This window comes from Streptomyces nanhaiensis, assembly GCF_046614825.1.
Classification (GTDB): domain Bacteria; phylum Actinomycetota; class Actinomycetes; order Streptomycetales; family Streptomycetaceae; genus Streptomyces; species Streptomyces radiopugnans.
The window spans coordinates 1-2,609 of the sequence record NZ_JBKJFM010000306.1 but is presented as its reverse complement, the minus strand read 5'-3'; the positions used below and the strand labels follow the sequence as shown (position 1 = coordinate 2,609).

The 2,609-nt window shown below is 77.1% G+C and carries 3 protein-coding genes; all 3 read right to left on the bottom strand.

What is annotated here, in order from left to right:
* Positions 1 to 617: nitroreductase family protein (locus tag ACLIYP_RS30130; RefSeq protein ID WP_459076361.1), on the bottom strand; the 617-nt coding region annotated here is incomplete at its 3' end.
* A 10-nt stretch (positions 618 to 627) separates the two neighbouring features.
* Entirely contained in the window at positions 628 to 2,007 is a 1,380-nt protein-coding gene (locus ACLIYP_RS30125) for a YcaO-like family protein (protein WP_412716249.1), read from the bottom strand.
* Positions 2,004 to 2,609: CocE/NonD family hydrolase C-terminal non-catalytic domain-containing protein (locus ACLIYP_RS30120; protein WP_412716248.1), on the bottom strand; the 606-nt coding region annotated here is incomplete at its 5' end. The genes ACLIYP_RS30120 and ACLIYP_RS30125, both read right to left, overlap by 4 nt.

Genomic DNA, 2,609 nt, shown 5'->3' with positions numbered 1-2,609 from the left:
TCCCGCGGGGGCCGGGGGCCGGTGTCCGCGCCGGGCGGGGGGATGTGCACCGCGGCCAGCGGGCTCCAGGCCTGTCCGTCCAGCCGGACCTCGGGCTCGCCCGCGCCCAGCGCGCGGGCCGCGAGGAGCAGCGCCGCGGCCGCGTGCCCGGTGTCCAGCAGCAGCAGCGGCCAGGCGCGGTGGCCGTAGTGGGAGACCGTGCGCCGCGCGGTGACCGAGAGTTCGGCGGTCACGCCGGGTGGCGTGCCGCCGGGCCGCGGGCCGAGGCGGTGCACGCGGTGGCGCAGCGGGTCGTAGCCGTAGCGGCCGGGCGGCAGGGAGCAGCCGGCTCCCACGGCCAGTTCGGCGTCCACCGGGTGCAGCGCGCCGGCGGAGGGCGCCGGTCGCAGGCGCCCGGAGCCGTCCGAGGCCGCCAGGGACAGGCGCAGTACGGCCTCCACGTCGAGTTCTCCCCGGGCCGCGGCCGGGATGGCGCGCGGTGGTCCCGGCCAGGCCCGGACGGCGGGCCTGGCGGGCGTGTCGGTGCCGGGGCGCTCCGGGGAGCGGGCGAGGGCGAGGGCGGCGGCGAGGTCCACCGGATACTGCCCGGAGGCGTGTTCCTCGGGGGTGTGTTCCACGGGGCCGCCCTCACATGTGGGGTGGAGGCGCCAGCGTGAAGTCCTCCGGCGAGGCGGGGGCGGTCGTACGCCACCCCCGCCCGACGGCGGCCTCGGCCAGCCGCGGGCAGCCGAAGTACCCGAAGGCCGCGGGGGCGTTGGGCAGGAGCCCGGAGACCAGGACGCGGGCGACGCGCAGCGGGGTCTCGGCCACGTCCTCGGTGGTGAGGTCGAACGTCATGACGCGGTGGCCGCGTTCGCGCAGCGCGCGCTCCAGCCTCTCCCGGCTGCCGGGCTCGACCGCGCCGACGGGCACGGTCCCGTGCGCGGGTTCGGTGAAGCGCCGGGCCTGGGGGGCCATCCGTTCGTCCAGCCACACCTGTACATGCGCCCCCAGGTCCCGCACGTGCTCGAACCGTTCGCCGCACGCGTCGAGGTAGCGGCCGTCGGCGCGGTGGTCCAGGTAGAGCCCGCGGGCGAGCAGACCGGCCTCCACGGCCTGGAACACCCAGCCGCCGGGGTCGGTCAGGCCCTGGGTGAAGACCCAGGTGTGCACGGCCTCCAGCACGGCCTTGCGGGCGGCTTCGGCCGGGTCGTACTTGCAGGCGAACCCGGCCGCGTACAGGCCGAGGCGGGGGTCGTGGACGAGCGCGGCCATGCAGGGGGCGAACTCCGAGGGCATCTCGACGAGGTGGAGTTCGAGCGCGGATCCGGCCAGGTCGTCGGTGAGGCCGGGCACGCTGGCCGGGTCGATGCCGCGCGCCGGCCCGTCGAGGTGCCACCACAGCTCCAGGGCGTCGCGTTCGACGATCTCCAGCAGGCCGCGTTCGACCGCGTCGTCCAGACCCTGGCCGGTGGCGATCCCCGCGTAGTTGAGGTGGTGGGTGCGGGGCAGCGAACGCAGTTCGCCCTGGCGCCAGTTGAGGTGGGTGAGCGCGACGGGCGCCCAGACCTCGGCGGTCGTGCCGCCGGGCAGGTGCTCGGTGCCCCGCGTCCACAGGGCCGGGGTGTCGGCGGTGAGGGGCCGGTAGGGGAACTTCTCCCGGGCGTACTGCCACGGAGCGTAGGCCGGCAGGTCGCCCGGCCCGTACAGCCGCAGCCCCTTGTCGGCCAGTTCGGCGGCCGTGGCGCGCAGCGGGGCGTCCGGGTGGCCGGGCGGCGGTACGCGGTTGCCGCAGTAACGCTCCACCCCCTCGGCTATCGCGGCGACGCGGGCCTGTTCGGGGTCGCCGAAGGTGGTGCCCAGGGAGACCCGGTCGGCGGGCCACAGGCCGAGTCTGCGCGCGTCGGATATCTCGGCCGTGAACGCGGTGTAGCGGGGCGGCGCGCCCGCGGGGTGCTCGACGGGCTTGACCTTGCGGACGATGCCGCATACGGGGTCGACCAGGGTGTGGAGCGGCAGCGCCGTCATCGCAGGATCTCCTCGGCGGGCTCGGTGGTGGTGGGACGGGACGGCAGTACGTGCAGCAGCAGTGCCGCGCCTTCCGGGGCGATCTCCCGCCGGGAGGGGAGCAGCCGGCAGGCGGTCACCGGGTCGTCCCCGGTGTGCGGGTTGCGGGCGTGGGCCGGGAAGTGGTGCCCGGCGATCTCCAGACGCAGCCGGGTGCCCGCCCGCAGCCGGCTCGCGAGCCGGCCCAGGCCGATGGTGAACTCGGCTTCCCTGCCGGGCGTTTCCTCGCGCCGGACGACGCCGACGGCCAGCCGCTCGGCCCTTCCCTCCGGGGTGAGGGCGACGAGCCGGGCGGCCCAGTCGGCGGACGGGGTGTCCGCCGTGGCCCGCAGCCGTACCCGCGCGGGGCCGACCGCGTCGAGCGGGCGGGGCAGCGGCGGGGTGACCAGCAGGCACCGGTCGGGCGTTCCGGCGGTGGGAACGGTGAGGCAGTCCGAGCGGACGGGGCGTTCGGGATCGGCGGTGAAGGCGCGGCCGTGCAGCGGCCGCAGCCGCTGCGGGCGCGGCTCGCCGTCGGTTCCGGCGGGCAGCCACCGCAGCCGCTCGGTCGTCCAGTAGTCGGG